General features: G+C 69.6%; 13 protein-coding genes. 10 read left to right on the forward strand and 3 right to left on the reverse strand.

Going from position 1 to position 17,379, the window contains the following annotated elements; translation table 11 throughout:
- Positions 1–17: 17 nt before the first annotated feature.
- Entirely contained in the window at positions 18–281 is a 264-nt protein-coding gene (locus tag ACZ7L7_RS22235) for a WhiB family transcriptional regulator (protein WP_003975777.1), read from the reverse strand.
- A 658-nt stretch (positions 282–939) separates the two neighbouring features.
- On the opposite strand from ACZ7L7_RS22235, the gene ACZ7L7_RS22240 reads away from it, so the two are divergent.
- The 4 genes from ACZ7L7_RS22240 (at position 940) to ACZ7L7_RS22255 (ending at position 4,828) form a co-directional block, all read left to right on the forward strand.
- Complete coding sequence (locus ACZ7L7_RS22240; protein ID WP_093723933.1) at positions 940–1,431, forward strand: cysteine dioxygenase; 492 nt, start codon at positions 940–942, stop codon at positions 1,429–1,431.
- Between the two features lie 42 nt (positions 1,432–1,473).
- On the forward strand, positions 1,474–2,433 hold the full coding sequence (gene cofD, locus ACZ7L7_RS22245; protein WP_285516764.1) for a 2-phospho-L-lactate transferase: 960 nt from the start codon (positions 1,474–1,476) through the stop codon (positions 2,431–2,433).
- Positions 2,430–3,740: a coenzyme F420-0:L-glutamate ligase gene (locus tag ACZ7L7_RS22250; RefSeq protein ID WP_453605277.1), complete on the forward strand. Its 1,311-nt coding sequence runs from the start codon at positions 2,430–2,432 to the stop codon at positions 3,738–3,740. Before cofD ends, ACZ7L7_RS22250 begins: the two co-directional genes overlap by 4 nt.
- A gap of 68 nt (positions 3,741–3,808) precedes the next feature.
- Positions 3,809–4,828, forward strand: coding sequence for a DNA-3-methyladenine glycosylase family protein (locus ACZ7L7_RS22255; protein WP_472076892.1), 1,020 nt, complete (start codon positions 3,809–3,811; stop codon positions 4,826–4,828).
- Between the two features lie 429 nt (positions 4,829–5,257).
- Here ACZ7L7_RS22255 and manB read toward each other — a convergent pair whose 3' ends face one another.
- Positions 5,258–6,340 (reverse strand): mannose-1-phosphate guanylyltransferase, encoded by a 1,083-nt coding sequence (gene manB, locus ACZ7L7_RS22260; protein WP_285516767.1) that lies wholly within the window; start codon positions 6,338–6,340, stop codon positions 5,258–5,260.
- 175 nt (positions 6,341–6,515) lie between these two features.
- Positions 6,516–7,925: a peptidoglycan recognition protein family protein gene (locus ACZ7L7_RS22265; RefSeq protein ID WP_453609307.1), complete on the reverse strand. Its 1,410-nt coding sequence runs from the start codon at positions 7,923–7,925 to the stop codon at positions 6,516–6,518.
- A gap of 140 nt (positions 7,926–8,065) precedes the next feature.
- Between ACZ7L7_RS22265 and ACZ7L7_RS22270 the strand changes: the two genes are divergently transcribed.
- The 6 genes from ACZ7L7_RS22270 to ACZ7L7_RS22295 all read left to right on the forward strand — a co-directional run bounded on the left by ACZ7L7_RS22270 (position 8,066) and on the right by ACZ7L7_RS22295 (position 17,376).
- The gene (locus ACZ7L7_RS22270) at positions 8,066–8,821 is read left to right on the forward strand and encodes a TIGR03089 family protein (RefSeq protein ID WP_472076894.1); all 756 of its coding nucleotides are present in this window, start codon (positions 8,066–8,068) and stop codon (positions 8,819–8,821) included.
- 262 nt (positions 8,822–9,083) lie between these two features.
- A complete protein-coding gene (locus tag ACZ7L7_RS22275) occupies positions 9,084–10,217 on the forward strand; it encodes an LCP family protein (protein ID WP_471432647.1) in 1,134 nt (377 codons plus the stop codon).
- A 241-nt stretch (positions 10,218–10,458) separates the two neighbouring features.
- Positions 10,459–12,177, forward strand: coding sequence for an LCP family protein (locus ACZ7L7_RS22280; RefSeq protein ID WP_285516771.1), 1,719 nt, complete (start codon positions 10,459–10,461; stop codon positions 12,175–12,177).
- Positions 12,178–12,373: 196 nt separating this feature from the next.
- Complete coding sequence (locus tag ACZ7L7_RS22285) at positions 12,374–14,095, forward strand: LCP family protein (RefSeq protein WP_472076896.1); 1,722 nt, start codon at positions 12,374–12,376, stop codon at positions 14,093–14,095.
- A 117-nt stretch (positions 14,096–14,212) separates the two neighbouring features.
- Positions 14,213–15,793 (forward strand): LCP family protein, encoded by a 1,581-nt coding sequence (locus tag ACZ7L7_RS22290; protein WP_472076898.1) that lies wholly within the window; start codon positions 14,213–14,215, stop codon positions 15,791–15,793.
- Positions 15,794–15,930: 137 nt separating this feature from the next.
- Complete coding sequence (locus ACZ7L7_RS22295; protein WP_285516774.1) at positions 15,931–17,376, forward strand: LCP family protein; 1,446 nt, start codon at positions 15,931–15,933, stop codon at positions 17,374–17,376.
- Positions 17,377–17,379 lie beyond the last annotated feature (3 nt).

Raw genomic sequence — 17,379 nt, forward strand, 5'->3', positions numbered from 1 at the left:
CCTTCTTCAGGCGCGCATCAGACGGCGGCCTTCTTCAGGCGTCGGCGTTCCCGTTCGGACAGACCGCCCCAGATGCCGAAGCGTTCGTCATTGGCGAGGGCGTATTCGAGGCACTCGGAGCGGACCTCACAGGCGAGGCAGACCTTCTTGGCCTCGCGGGTGGAGCCGCCCTTCTCGGGGAAGAAGGACTCGGGGTCGGTCTGGGCGCACAGCGCGCGCTCCTGCCAGCCGAGTTCCTCGTCCGCGTCGTCGACCAGCAGTTGCTGCACCAGCTCGGTCATGTGCGCCCCTCGTCTGTCTTTCGCGTCCCCGTGATGCGGCCGTTACCGATTCCGGCTGAACGACACGAGTGAAATTACAAGTGTGCTGCTCCGGGCGAGTCAAGCCGAGATCTGCTATTGGACCCCTTATTCACTCTGCGGAACCAAGGTCTAGCGGAAAGTGTTCAAATCGGCATAAACCTTGACATGCAGACGGGACCCAGGAGGGCCTCCGGGCCGTACCTACCTAGTACGGACAAAGACGCCCGGCAGTTCGATCTCGTTCCGGGACAGGCGCCGAAGCGAACCGGATCACAGTCTGATCACGGGACGGCAACGCCGCTTGCGGGCCCGGTTGTGCGCCATGTGTCCCCCGTTTCCGGTGAACAAACCTTTCGGCACTCAGATGAACCGGATGGGGTGAACCCGGTCCCACATTCCGGGTCCGAGTTGACAGTGCAGGTGTGAACCGCTGTCCTAGTGGGCATGCTCGCGAACTCGGCACTCACCTCGACCCGCACCGCCGGGTCCCTCGGTGCTGTCCGCGCTCGCCGTAGCTGTTGTTGCTGTCCCAGCTGTTGAGCCATCCCCGCTCCAGCTGAAGGCCGGGCCCCCGTCCCCCGCTGCTCGGTCTTTCGTTCCCCTCTGACCTTCTTTCACTGAGGAACCACCCCACTCCATGAACAGCGACAGCGACCTCCAGATCGCCGGCGACATCCTCGAAGTACCCCACCTGCTGCAGCCCCCGCGCGAGCACCCGGCCACCGTCGCCGAGTTCGTCGGCCTGGCCCGCGCCATCGCCGCCGACCGCTCCCAGTGGGCGCACCTCGTCCAGTACGACGCCACCACCCGCTGGTACCACCGGCTGCGCACCGGCCCCGGCTACGAGGTGTGGCTGCTGTCCTGGGTGCCCGGACAGGGCAGCGGACTGCACGACCACGGCCCCTCCTCCGGTGTGCTGACGGTCCTGGAGGGCACCCTCACCGAGCGCACCGAGCGCGGCACGCGCGTGCTGGAGCCGGGCGCGCAGCGGGTGTTCGCGCCGGGTTACGTGCACGAGGTCGTCAACGACGCGCTGGAGCCCGCGGTCAGCCTGCACGTGTACTACCCCGGCCTGACCGAGATGCCGATGCACACCCGGTGCGCCGCGGAGGCCGTCCCGCTGGCGTGACCGGCCGACGCGTTGTCGGACCCGCCTGCCATGCTTGCTCCCATGCGCATTGTGGTTCTGGCAGGCGGCATCGGCGGTGCCCGGTTCCTGCGTGGTCTGAAGCAGGCCGCGCCCGACGCGGACATCACCGTCATCGGCAACACCGGCGACGACATCCACCTCTTCGGACTCAAGGTCTGCCCGGACCTCGACACGGTGATGTACACCCTCGGCGGCGGCATCAACGAGGAGCAGGGCTGGGGGCGCGCCGACGAGACCTTCCACCTCAAGGAGGAACTCGCGGCGTACGGCGTGGGGCCCGAGTGGTTCGGGCTCGGCGACCGGGACTTCGCCACGCACATCGTGCGGACCCAGATGATCAGCGCCGGATATCCGCTCAGCGCGGTCACCGAGGCGCTGTGCGACCGCTGGCAGCCCGGAGTGCGGCTCATCCCCATGACCGACGACCGTGTGGAGACCCACGTAGCCGTCGAACTGGACGGCGAGCGCAAGGCGATCCATTTCCAGGAGTACTGGGTACGGCTGCGCGCCTCCGTCCCCGCCGAGGCCGTCGTGCCCGTCGGCGCGGAGCAGGCCAAGCCCGCGCCGGGCGTGCTGGAGGCCATCGCCGAGGCGGACGTCGTCCTGTTCCCGCCGTCCAACCCGGTCGTCTCCATCGGCACGATCCTCGCCGTGCCCGGCATCCGCGAGGCCGTCGCCGAGGCGGGTGTGCCGGTGGTGGGCCTCTCCCCCATCGTCGGGGACGCGCCGGTGCGCGGGATGGCCGACAAGGTGCTCGCCGCGGTCGGCGTGGAGTCCACGGCCGCCGCGGTCGCCGAGCACTACGGCTCGGGGCTGCTGGACGGCTGGCTCGTCGACACCGTCGACGCCGGGTCCGTCGAACGGATCGAGGCGGCCGGGATCCGGTGCCGCGCGGTTCCGCTGATGATGACGGACCTCGACGCCACCGCGCGGATGGCGCGGGAGGCGCTGGCGCTGGCGGAGGAGGTGCGGGGGGCGTGAGCGGGGCCGCTTCTCCGGAGTACCGGGTCTGGGCCGTGGCGGGGATTCCCGAGGTCACCGCGGGGGACGACCTCGCCAAGCTGATCGCGGGCGCCGAGCCCGGTTTGGCCGACGGGGACGTACTGCTCGTCACCTCCAAGATCGTGTCCAAGGCCGAGGGGCGGGTCGTCCGGGCGGACGACCGGGAGGCCGCGATCGACGCCGAGACCGTACGGGTCGTGGCGCGGCGCGGCACCCTGCGCATCGTGGAGAACCGGCAGGGCCTGGTGATGGCCGCCGCCGGGGTCGACGCCTCCAACACCCCCGCCGGAACCGTGCTGTTGCTGCCCGAGGACCCCGACGCCTCCGCGCGGGCCATCCGGGACGGGCTGCGCGAGGCCCTCGGCGTCAACGTCGGGGTCGTCGTCACCGACACCTTCGGGCGACCCTGGCGCTCGGGGCTCACCGATGTCGCGATCGGCGCCGCCGGGGTGCGCGTACTGGACGATCTGCGCGGGGGCACGGACGCGTACGGCAATCCGCTCGCCGCGACCGTCGTGGCGACCGCGGACGAACTGGCCGCGGCCGGTGACCTGGTCAAGGGCAAGGCCGCCGGGCTGCCGGTCGCCGTGGTGCGCGGTCTTCCGCATGTCGTGGCCGACGAGCACGGGGAGGGGGCGCGGGCCATGGTGCGCGGCGGACGTGACGACATGTTCCGGCTGGGGACCTCGGAGGCGGTACGGCTCGCGGTCACCCAGCGCCGTACGATCCGGGCCTTCACCGACGAGCCGGTCGACCCGGGCGCGGTGCGGCGGGCCGTCGCCGCGGCCGTGACGGCGCCCGCGCCGCACCACACCACGCCGTGGCGGTTCGTGCTGCTGGAGTCGGAGGAGTCACGCGTGCGGCTGCTCGACGCGATGCGGGACGCGTGGATCGCGGATCTGCGACGGGACGGCAAGAGCGAGGAGTCCATCGCGAAGCGGGTGCGCCGGGGGGATGTGCTGCGCAACGCGCCGTATCTGGTGGTGCCCTGTCTCGTCATGGACGGGGCCCACCACTACGGCGATCCGCGGCGGGACGCCGCGGAGCGGGAGATGTTCGTGGTGGCCGCCGGGGCCGGCGTGCAGAACTTCCTTGTGGCGCTGGCCGGGGAACGGCTGGGGTCGGCGTGGGTCTCCTCGACCATGTTCTGCCGCGATGTCGTGCGGGAGGTGCTGGGGCTGCCGGGAACCTGGGATCCGATGGGGGCCGTGGCGGTCGGGCATCCGGCGGAGGAGCCGCGGGCTCGGGGGGAGCGGGACGCTTCGGCGTTTGTCGAGGTGCGGTGAGCTTCGGGGTGGTCTTCTTGTAGGGCCTCTTCTTCTTTGCCGTTCCTGTTCTTTCTGGGGTCTCATTCGTGGCTGGTCGGTTCTCTCCGCGGCCCACGCGTACGACTGTGCGCGGGGGGCATGTCGGTGTGCCTGCCGCTCGTGGGGGCTCCGGTGGGGGCGGTACGGCCGGTGGGAAGGAGCGGGTCTGGGCTCCTGGAGCGCCGCTTGATCTCGGGCTTGTGCTCGGGCCCTTGCGGCGGGGGCCCGGGGATCCCACGTTTCGTGCCATGCCGGACGGGTCCGTGTGGCGGGCCAGCCGGACTCCTTGCGGGCCCGGGACGCTGCGGGTTGCTCTGGAAGGGGCCGCTGTACGGGCTCAGGCGTGGGGGCCGGGGGCCGAGTGGCTGTTGGAGCGGGTGCCCTCGCTGCTCGGGGCGGACGACGACCCGGACGCCTTCGTGCCTCGGCATCGGGTCGTGGCGCTTGCCTGGCATCGGCGGCCGGGGTTGCGGCTGACGCGGACCGGGCTGGTGATGGAGTCGTTGATTCCGTCGATTCTGGAGCAGAAGGTCACGACCGATGAGGCATATCGGGCGTGGCGGTTGCTGGTGCGGAAGTTCGGGGAGCCGGCGCCTGGGCCTGTGCCCGGGGCTTCTGGGCGGATGTTCGTGATGCCGGATGCTCGGACTTGGGGATTGATTCCCTCGTGGGAGTGGCATCGGGCCGGGGTCGACAACAAGCGGGCGTCGACGATTCTGCGGTGTGTGCGGGTGGCTGCGCGGCTGGAGGAGGCCGTGTTCATGGCGCCTGCCGAGGCGCAGGCTCGGTTGGAGGTTGTGTCGGGGGTGGGGCCGTGGACCTCGGCGGAAGTGGTGCAGCGGAGTCATGGGGCCGCGGATGCGGTGACGGTGGGGGATCTGCATCTGCCGGGGATTGTGGGGTTTGCGCTGGCCGGGAATCGGGATGCGGATGATGCGGTGATGTTGTCGCTGCTGGAGCCGTATGCGGGGCAGCGGCATCGGGCGGCTCGGTTGATTTTGTTGAGTGGGCGGGTGGCGGGGCGGCGGGCGCCGCGGATGCCTCGGGGGGATATTGGGCGGTTGTGAGTGGGGTGGGGTGCGGGTTGGTTTTTCGCCCCCGCCGCCCCTACCCGTTCCCGTCCCCAGGGGCTGCCGCCCCTTCGACCCCGCCCAGGGGGCTCCGCCCCCTGGACCCCCATCGGCCTGAACGGCCTCGTCCTCAAACGCCGGACGGGCTGAAATACCGGGCCTGCGTGGCCACCTGCGGGTGGGTGGGGCTTGGGGACAGTGGCCCTCGTCCCCACATACCGGACGGGCTGAGATGCCGGGCCCGCGCGGCCACCTGCGGGTGGGTGGGGGCTGGGGACAGTGGCCCTCGTCCCCACATACCGGACGGGCTGATGCACCCGGCCGGCGTTCTCAAGTGCCGGACGGGCCGGGAAGCCGCCCGGCGGCTCTTAGGGTCGGGCGGGCTGGGAGTGCCGTCCCGGCTGTGTCGTCACCTGTGCGGGGTTGTTACTGGTCCGGGGAGAAGCGGAGGGATGCCGGGGGGATTTGGGCGTCGCACCAGACTCGGGCGCCTGAGGTCAGTTCGTTGTCGGGGCCCACTACCGCGCCGTCGCCGATGACCGTGCCGGTGAGGACCGAGCGTTCGCCTACTCGGGCTCGGGTGCCGATCAGGGAGTCGGTGATGACCGCGCCGGGTTCTATGACCGCGCCGGGGAGGATCGTGCTGCCGAAGACCCGGGCGCCCTCGGCTACGAAGGCGCCCTCGCCGACGACCGTGCCGCCTGCCAGTTTGGCGTCGGGGGCGACCCTGGCCGTGGGGAGGACCAGGCGGTCGCCGCAGCGGCCGGGGACCGCCGGGGACGGGGCGCGGCCCAGAACCAGGTCGGCGGAGCCTCGTACGAAGGCCGCCGGAGTGCCCAGGTCCAGCCAGTACGTGGAGTCCACCATGCCCTGGAGGTGGGCGCCGGCGGAGAGGAGGTCGGGGAAGGTCTCGCGTTCCACCGAGACCGGGCGGCCCGTCGGGATCGCGTCGATGACCGAGCGGCGGAAGACGTAGGCGCCCGCGTTGATCTGGTCGGTGACGATCTCCTCGGGGGTCTGCGGCTTCTCCAGGAACGCCGTCACCCTGCCCGTCTCGTCCGTCGGGACCAGGCCGTACGCCCTCGGGTCCGTCACCTTCGTCAGGTGCAGGGACACATCTGCTCGGGTGCGCTGGTGGGTGTCCACCAAGGCGCGGATGTCCAGTCCCGTGAGGATGTCGCCGTTGAAGATCAGGACCGGGTCGTCGGGGGCGGAGTGGAGGCGGGACGCCACGTTGCGGATGGCACCGCCGGTGCCGAGCGGCTCCTCCTCCGTCACGTACTCGATGTGCAGGCCCAGCGAGGCGCCGTCGCCGAAGTACGGCTCGAAGACCTCCGCCAGGTACGAGGTGGCCAGGACGATGTGGTCGACGCCCGCCGCTCTCGCTCTCGCGAGCTGGTGGGTCAGGAAGGGGACCCCGGCCGCCCGGACCATGGGCTTGGGAGTGTGCACGGTGAGCGGACGCAACCGTGTGCCCTTGCCGCCGACCAGAAGGATCGCTTCTGTCACCTGTTGTCTCCGCTTCCTGCCGGGACCGGCCGAACTGACTTTCGGCCGGTCAGTGTATGCAGACCGTTGTGTGCAGGCCGTGTACGGTGCGCCCTCGACGGCAGTGCGGAGTTCGTCATTGATCCGCCTTCCCCCCGATGGCGGTGAATGTGGTCCTCGGTGTCAGGGACGCCTGTCAGCGCCCCTGCAGTTCGGCCGCGGTCTCACGAGTTGTGCCGAGCTTGCGGTACATCTGCAGGCCCGGGCACTCCGTGGCGAAGCCGTCGCGGTGACCGGAGATCACATCCAGTCGTACCTTCCTACCTTTTGCGTAGAGATTGCCACCTCCGGACTTCAGGTATGTCTTTCCGCGCGGATTCGCGCCGAAGAGACCGAGTTTCCACGCGGTGAGACCGGCTACGGCGTTCACGGACGCCTTTGAGGGCTTCTTCGTGCCGTAACTGCCGAGGAGGGCGATCCCCATGCTGTTCGAGTTGAAACCAAGTGTGTGGGCACCCAGTACCGGCTTGGCGACGCCACCGGCACGGCCCTCGTAGATGGTTCCGCACTTGTCGACGACGAAGTTGTAGCCGATGTCCCGCCAGCCCATGCTCATCACGTGGTAGCGGTAGATACCGCGGATGACGGAGGGCGCCTGCGAGCACGTGTACCCGTTGCCCGACGCCGTGTGGTGGACGAAGGCCGCCTTCACCTTGCTCGTGTAGACGAACTTCCGTTCGCGCCATGACTCGTTGGCGCCCCAGCCGCGGCGGGTGACGATACGCGGGCGGGGGCCGATGTACGGCTTCGCCTGCTGTTCCTCCGTCAGGTCCGCCAGCTTCGTCTGGCCCAGGGTGAGCAGTTCGCGGCGGGTCTCCTCCGGGGTGAGGGGCGGGATCTCCAGGGCGCCCAGGGGAGCGAGTTCGGTGTTCACGGCGGAGGACGCGGCCGCTTCGGCGGTGAGGGTGGTGGCGACCGAAGCGGGGGGTGCGTCCTCGGGGGTGTCGGCGCGGGTGACGGAGGCCGTGCGCGGTGCGCGGCGCGCGGGTTCCTCGCCCGGGTCCACCAGCTCCAGGCGCAGGCCCGTCGGGAGCATGGGGGTGTCCGTCGTCTCGGACTGTTCCGCTCGTACGCGTACCTCCACTCCGTCCGAGTCGCCCACCCACAGCGGGGCGGTGGCGCCGTGGACGCGGCCCGAGGCGCGTTCGGAGGCATCCGGGTCGGGGGCGTGGTCGGCGTTGTGGGTCGCCACGTCCTGCCAGTCGGACCAGGTGCCGGTCCCGGTCGACCTCGTACGGACCTGGACCGTGCCGTGCAGTTCGGTCCGGGGGTCGTCCCAGATGACGCCGACCAGGGAGAAACGGCGTACGTCCTGGGCGCGCAGGCCCTGTTCGGGGGCGGCGGGGGTGGCGGTGGCCCTGGTGCTGTTCAGGGGCTTCAGGGGGAGGGACTCGGTGTGGCCTTCGGGGGTGGTCTCGGTCGTCGGCGCCTGCGCCCACGCTTGTTGGGCGGGGCTCGCACTCGCTATGGCGGTGGCGGGGGCGAGCGGGAGGGCCAGTGCGGCCGCGCAGGTTACGCCGATCGAGGAAGCGAGGATTCTATGCATGCCCCTGATGTTGGACATAGTCACACAAATCTGTCCATTGGGGAATTGACGGGCCGTCGGCTGGCGTTCCGCCGAATCGGTGGTGGGTACAGGGGGTGGGCGGGGCGTACGGGAGGTGTGGCGCGCGTACGCTGACTCGGGTGAATGCCACCGATCGCACCCCTGCCGACCTGCTGCGTTCCGCGCTCGCCGCGGATCCTGGGCGTCCCCTCGTGACCTTCTACGACGATGCCACCGGGGAACGTGTCGAATTGTCCGTGGCCACCTTCGCCAATTGGGTGGCCAAGACCGCGAATCTGCTGCAAGGAGATCTTGGGGCGGGGCCCGGGGATCGGGTCGCGCTGTTGCTGCCCGCGCACTGGCAGACGGCTGTGTGGTTGCTCGCGTGTTCGTCCGTGGGGGTGGTCGCCGACATGGACGGGGACGCGGCGGCCGCGGATGTGGTGGTGAGTGGGCCTGATGCGCTGGACGCGGCGCGGGTCTGTGGTGGGGAGCGGGTCGCTCTCGCGTTGCGGCCGCTGGGGGGACGGTTCCCTCAGGCGCCGGGCGGGTTCTTGGACTACGCCGTGGAGGTGCCGGGGCAGGGGGATCGGTTCGTGCCGTTCTCGCCGGTGGATCCGGAGGGGGCGGCGCTGATCGTGGCCGGGCGGGAGTTCTCGGCGGCGGAGGTTGTGGAGCGGGCGCGGGACGAGGCGTCGGGGTTGGGGCTGAATGGGCCGGGGTCTCGGATTCTGTCGGGGCTTGGGTTCGATACGTGGGAAGGGCTCAGCGCGGGGTTGTACGGGGCGTTGGCCACGGGAGGGTCTGTGGTGTTGTGCCGGAATCTCGGGGTGCTGGGCGAGGAGGCGTTGGCCAAGCGGATTGAGAGTGAGCGGGTTACTGCGGTGGCTCGGTGACGGCACCTCCGGGGGGTGGGGGTGTTTTTCGCCCCCGCCGCCCCTTCCCGTCCCGTCTCCAGGGGCTTCGCCCCTTCGACCCCACCAGGGGGCGTTGCCCCCTGGCCCCCCATCGGCCTGAACGGCCTCGTCCTCAAACGCCGGACGGGCCGGAAGTCGCCCGTTCGGGCTAACAGCATCCGGCGCTCGCTCCCCACCCACGGCATCGTCATAGAGAGACCAGGGAGACACACGCCCGTGCGCCGTTAGGGGTGGATGTGACGTGATCGGTTCTGTTGGTGGGGCTCGGGCCAGTGGGGTGGGGCTGATACGTCGGCGGCGCAGGCGGTGGGTTCGGGGGGTGGGTGCCGGGGTCGGAGTGGTCGTGCTGGGAGCCGTCGGTGCCGGGTGGGCCGTTTACGTGAAGCTCGACGGGAACATCACGCCCGACGAGGCCGCGGCCGCGGAACTCGCCCGGTACGAGAAGGAGCGGCCCACCTCACTGGTCAAGGGGGCCCGGAACATCCTCGTCATCGGGTCCGATTCGCGTGCCGGGGCCGGGAACCGGCGGTACGGGCGGGACTCGGGGACCGAGCGGTCCGACACCACGATCCTGTTGCATCTGGCCGCCGGGCGGCGCAGTGCCACCGCCGTTTCGATACCCCGGGATCTGATGGTGGACGTGCCCGGGTGCCGGCGGGCGGACGGGAAGCGGTCCGAGCCCATGTTCGCGATGTTCAACTACGCCTTCGAGATCGGCGGTACGGCGTGCACCGTGCGGACCGTGGAGAAGCTGACCGGGGTGCGGATCGACCACCACATGGTCGTCGACTTCCGGGGGTTCAAGGACATGGTCGACGCGGTGGGCGGGGTGGAGGTTTGCCTCAAGAAGCCCATTCGGGACAAAGATGCCCAGCTGCGGCTTCCTGCGGGACGGGTAACGCTCAACGGGGAGCAGGCCCTCGGGTACGTGCGGGCGCGGAAGTCGCTCGGGAACGGCAGTGACACCGACCGCATGGACCGGCAGCAGCGTTTCCTCGGGGCGCTCGTCAACAAGGTGCAGAGCAATGACGTACTGCTGAATCCGGTGCGGTTGTATCCGGTGCTGGATGCCGCCACCTCTTCGCTGACCACCGATCCGGGGCTGGCCAGTTTGCGGGGCTTGTACCAACTTGTGCGTGGCGTGCGCGACATCCCCACGGAACGTGTGCAATTCCTTACCGTCCCGCGGGAGTCGTACGTCTACAACGCCAATCGCGATCAGCTCATCGAGCCCGAGGCGGAAAGGCTTTTCGAGCGGCTGCGTACCGACACGCCCGTCGAAGTCAGCCAAAAGGGTCGCTCCGGGGCGCGCGCCGACTCCTCGCCCGCTCCCACCTTCCGGGGGAACACGGCCGCGCAGAACGACTGCGGGTAAAGCGCTCACCAAAGGACGGAACCCTTGTTCGGGGAATTGCTCCGTATTGCCCGTTTGTAGGGGCGTGGAGTTTGTCACCGGCGTCGCTCCGCGCGGAATCGGCCGGATAGTGTGAGCGCCCCGGTGCGCCCGGCTTCGATGTTCCGTCCGGGGATGTCGGGGCTCGCACCGGCCGACAGAGACCCGAGCGCCTTGGAGGGGGAAGGCGCCCGCGTGGCCCCGACGGAGGATTCGTACAACCGTGGACGCGCAAAGCCGTGGGCGGGCGGAGAACATCGACCCCGCAGACCAGTGGGTGCTCAATCCGAACACCGGTGAATACGAATTGCGACTGACCCCATCCGGAGCGCAGTCGGCCGTTCCCGGACCCCGCAGAGCAGCCTCCCGTACCGCCACCCCCGTACGCGCCCCGCAGCGTCCCGGACGCGATGTCCCGCCGCCGCGGCGACGGCGCGGGGTGCCCGAGGAGCCCGTGCCGACGCGGCGCGGGCGGCGGCCGGAGAAGAAGAAGTCCAAGGCCAAGAAGTTCCTGCTGTGGACCGGCGGCACCATGGCGTTCCTGCTGATCGCCGGCGCCGGGGCCGGGTACCTCTACCTGGAGCACCTCAACGACAACATCGACTCCGTGCCGGACGACGGCGCGAGCACCGGTGGCTTCAAGAAGGACGAGGCCATCAACATCCTGCTGATCGGCACCGACAAGCGCACCGGCTCGGGCAACGCCGGCTACGGCGACAAGAACAGCCCCGGTCATGCCGACACCACGATCCTGCTGCACGTCTCCAAGGACCGCTCCAACGCCACCGCGCTCAGCATCCCCCGGGACCTGATCGTGGACATCCCGGACTGTCCGACCACGCAGGAGGACGGGTCCAAGAAGGTCATCCCGGGCTCCCAGGGCGTGCGCTTCAACACCAGCCTCGGGCAGAGCGGCCGTACGCCGAGCTGCACGGTGCGGACCGTGACCGAGCTGACCGGGATCAAGGCGGACAACTTCATGGTCGCCGACTTCAACGCGGTCAAGACGCTGACCAGCGCGGTCGGCGGGGTCGAGGTGTGCCTGGCCAAGGACATCGACGACCCGGACTCGCATCTGAAGCTGTCCAAGGGCACCCACACCATCGAGGGCGAGCAGGCGCTGGCCTTCGTACGCACCCGGCACTCGGTGGGCTTCGGCGGCGACCTGAGCCGGATCGGGCTGCAGCAGCAGTTCCTGAGCGCGCTGATGCGCAAGCTGAAGTCCAATGACACGCTCACCAGCCCGACCAAGATGGTGAAGCTGGCGGAGGCGGGCACCGAGGCGCTCACCGTCGACTCCCAGCTCGACAGCATCGGCAAGCTGAAGGACCTGGGTCTGGAGCTGGGCAAGCTCAACACCAAGAACCTGACCTTCACCACGGTCCCGGTGATCGACAACCCGAACGAGACGGTGAAGGCGACCGTCGTCCTCAACGAGGCCACGGCACCCGAGGTGTTCGGCATGATCAAGAACGATGTGTCGTTCACCGAGGTCAAGAAGCAGAAGAAGAAGGAGAAGGCAGCCGTCGCCGCCCGGCTCAAGGGCACCAAGGCGGACGCCTCCGAAGTGCGCGTACGCATCCTCAACGGCGGCGCCGAGTCGGGCAGCGCCCAGAAGACGGTGACCTGGCTGCAGACCGAGGAGGGCGTCAGCAAGTCGGAGAACGCGGGCAACGCGGAGGCCGGGCAGAAGCGGACGACGCTGGAGTACGACCCCGAACAGGCCGACCAGGCACGGCGGTTGGCCGCGATCATGGGGCTCTCCGGGTCGGCCATGAAGCCCGGGGAGAGCGTCACCAACGCGCAGGGGCTGCCGACGATGACGCTGATTCTGGGGGAGGACTTCAAGGGGGCCGGTGTTCCGGTCAGCGGGGCCTCCTCGGGGAAGACCCCCGAGGGCGTGGAGAAGTCCACAGCCGATCAGGTCCAGTGCGCGAAGTGACCGCGGATGACCGGTCAGTTCAGGGAAATGGAACGAATTGACCGGATGTAGGGACACCTGAATCGGTTGTACGCACGTGGAATTTCTCACCGACGTCGCTCCGCGCCGAATCGTGCGGATAGTGTGAGCGATCCGGTGCATCGGGCCACGCGGCGAGTTCCGCGCGGCGCCTTCCCGACGGAGGATTCGGACAACCGTGGACGCAGGCCGTGGACGGTCGGAGAACATCGACCCCGCAGACCAATGGGTACTCAACCCGAACACCGGCGAATACGAATTGCGACTGAGTCCTTCCGCACCGCAATCGCCGGGACCGCGGCAGGCCCCCGTCCCCGGTCCACGCAGACGCCCCGACGCCACCACGGCCCCGCCCGCCGCCCCCGGCCGCGATGTGCCGCCGCCGCGCAGGCGCCGGGGCACGCCGGAGGAGCCGCCGCCGGGCCGGCGCGGGCGCAAGGCCGGCAAGCCCGCCGGGCGCTCCAAGGCCAAGAAGGCGCTGCTGTGGACCGGCGGCACGATGGCGTTCGTGCTCGTCGCCACCGCGGCGGGCGGCTATCTGTACCTGAAGCACCTTGAGGGCAACGTCGACACGATCGACGTCGGCGACGCGGGCGCGAGCAGCTTCCGCAAGAACGAGGCCTTCAACATCCTGATCATCGGTACGGACCGGCGCACCGGCGAGGGCAACTCCGGCTACGGCGACAAGAACAGCGTCGGGCACGCGGACACCACGATCCTGCTGCACGTCTCCAAGGACCGGTCGAACGCGACCGCGATGAGCATTCCGCGCGACCTGATCGTGGACATCCCGGAGTGCAGCACCAAGCTGGACGACGGCACCGAGAAGGTCATCCCCGGTCTGCAGCAGGTGCGCTTCAACCGCAGCCTCGGCGAGAGCGACCGGGACCCCGGCTGCACGATGCAGACGGTCAAGGAGTTCAGCGGCATCAAGCCCGACCACTTCATGATGGTCGACTTCAACGCCGTGAAGACCCTGACCTCCGCCGTGGACGGCGTCACGGTCTGCCTGAACCGCCCCATCAAGGACACCAAGTCCAAACTCGACCTGCCCAAGGGCGAGTCGAAGATCGAGGGCGAGCAGGCGCTTGCCTTCGTCCGTACCCGCAAGGCGTACCAGAACAGCAGCGACCTGGACCGCATCAAGGTGCAGCAGCAGTTCCTCGGCTCGCTGATGCGCAAGATGTCCTCCAGCGACACCCTGACCAACCCCAAGAAGCTGATCAAGCTGGCCGAGGCCGCCACCGACGCGCTGACCGTCGACAAGGCCATAGGCAAGGCCAGCACGCTCAAGGACGTGGCGCTGGAGCTGAAGAAGGTGCCGACGAAGAACATCACCTTCACCACGGTCCCGGTCAAGGACAACCCGGCCGAGGTGGTCAAGGCGACGGTGGTGGTCGCCGAGGCCGCGCCCCAGGTCTTCGACATGATCAAGAACGATGTGTCGTTCACCGAGGTGAAGAAGCAGAAGAAGAAGGAGAAGGCCGCCGTCGCCGCCCGTCTGAAGGGCACCAAGGCGGACGCCTCCGAGGTGCGCGTACGCATCCTCAACGGCGGCGCGGCCTCCGGCAGCGCCCAGGAGCAGCTGCTGTACCTCCAGAACCAGGAGGGCGTCACCAAGTCGGAGAACGCGGGCAACGCGGAGGCCGTACAGGCGAAGACGACCCTGGAGTACGCTCCCGACCAGGCGGATCAGGCCCGCCGGCTGGCGGCGATCATGGGGCTCTCCGGGTCCGCGATGAAGCCCGGCGAGAGCGTGACCAACTCCCAGGGTCTGCCGACGATGACGCTGATCCTGGGCAAGGACTTCAAGGGCGCGGGTATCAAGCTCGACTCCTCCTCGGCGAAGACGCCGGACGTGGAGAAGTCGACGGCTGACAAGGTTGAATGCGCCGGTTGAGCAACTGAGGCGACCTGAAGGGCCTGTCGAGCGTCTGACATGACGTACGACAGGCCCCTTCCGTGGCGTCGTGGGTGGGGCGGTCCGACCGGCAAGGGTGGGGAGGGACGGTAAGTGATGCAGAGCAGCGTGCGGGAGGCCGCTCCGGTCGCCGAGGGGGGCGGCGCGGGGACGGCCGACGGTCCGGAGGGCCTGGACGGGCGCGGCAGACGACGGCCGGGCCGCGGACGGCGGATCATGAAGTGGTCCGCGGCCGTGCTCGCCGTGCTGATAGTGGGGACGGCGGGGGCCGGTTACCTCTACTACCAGCACCTGAACGGCAACATCAGACACGACGACCTGAACCTGGGTGACAACAAGGTCGCCAAGCCGACCCCGAACGCGGCCGGTCAGGTCCCGCTGAACATCCTGCTCATCGGCTCGGACGCGCGGGACAGCAAGGAGAACCAGCGGCTCGGCGGCGCCCGGGAGACGTTCGGCACCCCGGCGCGGGCGGATGTGCAGATGCTGCTGCACCTGTCGGCCGACCGGTCCAACATGTCGGTCATCAGCATGCCGCGCGACACCCTCGTGCAGATCCCCAAGTGCACGGACCCGGACGACAACGAGGTGTACCCGGCGAGCAACGGGCGCGTGGCCACCAACCAGAGCCTGCAGCGCGGCGGTCCGGGCTGCACGGTGGCCACCTGGCAGGAGCTGACCGGCATCCACATCGACCACTTCATCATGGTCGACTTCGCGGGCGTGGTGTCGATGGCGGACGCCATCGGGGGCGTCCCGGTGTGCGTGGACGCCAACATCCACTCCCGGGACAGGCTGGGCCACGGCTCCGGTCTGAAGCTGGAGGAGGGCACCCACTCGATCAAGGGCGAGACGGCGCTGCAGTGGCTGCGCACCCGGTACGGCTTCGAGGACGGCAGCGACCTCGGCCGCGCCAAGGCGCAGCACATGTACATGACCTCGATGGTCCGTCAGCTGCGCGAGAACGCCACGCTCAGCAACCCGCTGAAGCTGCGCAGGCTCGCCGAGGAGGCCACCACAGCGCTCACCGTCGACCCCGGCCTGGACGACGTCAAGAAGCTCTACGACCTCAGCAACGAGCTGCGCAAGGTGAAGCCGGAGCGCATCACCATGACCACGATGCCCAACCGGTACGTGGGCGTGCAGGTGGAGCCCACCGAGGACGCCGAGCAGCTGTTCCGGCTGGTGCGCGAGGACATCGCGCTGGACGGCAAGGACGCCAAGAAGGCGAAGGCCGAGGAGAAGCTCTCCGACGATCCCGCGGCGCCCGACGACGAGATCACCGTCCAGGTGCAGAACGGCACCCGCACCGACACCCTCGCACCGGCGAGCGGGCGGGCGAACGCGGTCGCCGGACTGCTCCAGGAGGAGGGCTTCACCCGGGCGGTCGCGGACGCCTCGACCGCGCTGAGCGAGGACCGCACAGTGGTCCGCTTCCCGAGCGCGGAGCTGGAGGGCGACGCCCAGGCCGTCGCCAAGTCCCTGGGCATCCCGCTGAGTTCGGTGAAGCGGTCCACGGACGTCACCGGGGTGACCCTGGTCGTCGGCGCGGACTGGCGCGAGGGCACGGCGTACAAGGCGCCCGAGCGGGACGACAAGATGCCGGACGCCGACAAGGCCCTCAACGGCGCCGACGAGAACGCCTGCATGCATGTGAACCCGGACTTCACCTTCTAGGTCCTGGCTCGCGCGGCTCGCGTTACCGCGAACGGGGGACACCGATGCGCGCCGCCCGGGGCGGTGCCCCGGGCCGCAGATCGTATGGGCCTACGGTGCTCAAGATCCCATGTAAGGCCTTCGCGGAGGTGTCCCTCATGCCCACTGCGCCCCGCTCCCCCGCCAGACCTCCGCAGCGCCGCCCGCGGCCTCCCGTACGACGCAGGAGGCCGCGCTGGGCCATGCGCGTGGTCACCACGCTGTCGGTGGTGGTGCTGGCGTCCGCCGGGATCGGGCACTCGGTGCTGTCCAGTCTGGACGCGGACATCGCGCGGGTGGACGCGTTCAAGGACATGAAGAACCGCCCGCAGGCGGGGCACGGGATGAACGTGCTGCTGGTCGGCACGGACGGGCGGGACCGGATCTCCCCCGAGCAGCGGGAGCGGTACCGGCTGGGCGGGGCGCCCTGCAACTGCACCGACACGATCATGATCGTGCACATCTCGGAGGACCGGGAGCGGGCGAGCGTGGTGAGCCTGCCGCGGGACTCCTACGCGATGACGCCGGACCACGTCGACGCCACCACCGGTGAGCGGCATCACGGGCATCCGCTGAAGCTGAACGCGGCGTACGCGGAGGGCGGGCCGCAGTTGACGGTGCGGACGGTGGAGACGATGACGAAGGTGAAGATCGACCACTATCTGGAGGTCGACTTCACCAGCTTCATGAAGACGGTGGACGTGCTCGGCGGGGTGAAGATCTGTACGTCCGAGCCGCTGAAGGACGCGTACTCCGGCCTCGACCTGCCCGCGGGCACCCATGAGCTGAAGGGCGGCGAGGCCCTGCAGTACGTGCGGGCCCGACATGTCGACGGCGCCTCCGACCTCACCCGGATGCAGCGTCAGCAGCGGTTCCTGGCGGCGCTGGTGGAGCGGGCGACGTCCTCCGGGATCCTGCTGAATCCGCTGAGGTTCCGGGACGTGACCCGGGCGGTGCTGGGCTCGGTGCGGGCGGACAAGGGCTTCGGCACGGGCGAACTGCTGGACCTCGGGCGGGCGATGCGGAACTTCTCCCCGTCCTCGTCGGAGTTCACGACCGTGCCCATCGGTCAGATGGGCTACACCGTCAAGGGCGTGGGCTCCACGCTGAAGTGGGACCCGGAGAGGTCCGCCCTGCTCTTCGCCGCCCTGCGCGCCGACAAGCCCCTGGCGCCGTACCGCACCAGGAGCGAGGCCCTGAAGGTCGACGTCGCCCCGCAGCAGATCCGCGTGCAGGTGGAGAACGGCACCGCGACCGAGGGCCTGGGCCGCCGCGTGGACGCGGCGCTCGCGGCGACCGGCTTCCGCACCACCGGGATGCCGGTGAACGCCGCGGACCGCACCGTCAAGCGCACGGTGGTCGCCTACGACCCGCGCTGGGACCGCTCCGCGAAGTCCCTGTCGGCAGCCCTGCCGGGAAGCGAACTGCGGGCGGTGAAGGGCCTCGGCCCCACCCTGAAGGTGATCGCCGGCTCGGACTTCGAACGCGTACGCAAGGTGCGCGCCGTGAACCCCGGGCAGGGCGAGTCGGGAGTGGTGCGCGGCGACGAGGTCGTCTGCAAGTAGCTC

The organism is Streptomyces sp. NPDC110618 (assembly GCF_055657065.1).

Bases quoted from the DNA above. Each gene is read 5' to 3' on its own strand.
- ACZ7L7_RS22240 (WP_093723933.1), top strand. From the start codon at position 940: ATGAACAGCGACAGCGACCTCCAGATCGCCGGCGACATCCTCGAAGTA.
- ACZ7L7_RS22295 (WP_285516774.1), top strand. From the start codon at position 15,931: ATGCCCACTGCGCCCCGCTCCCCCGCCAGACCTCCGCAGCGCCGCCCG.
- ACZ7L7_RS22290 (WP_472076898.1), top strand. From the start codon at position 14,213: ATGCAGAGCAGCGTGCGGGAGGCCGCTCCGGTCGCCGAGGGGGGCGGC.
- cofD (WP_285516764.1), top strand. From the start codon at position 1,474: ATGCGCATTGTGGTTCTGGCAGGCGGCATCGGCGGTGCCCGGTTCCTG.
- ACZ7L7_RS22265 (WP_453609307.1), bottom strand. From the start codon at position 7,925: ATGCATAGAATCCTCGCTTCCTCGATCGGCGTAACCTGCGCGGCCGCA.
- ACZ7L7_RS22235 (WP_003975777.1), bottom strand. From the start codon at position 281: ATGACCGAGCTGGTGCAGCAACTGCTGGTCGACGACGCGGACGAGGAA.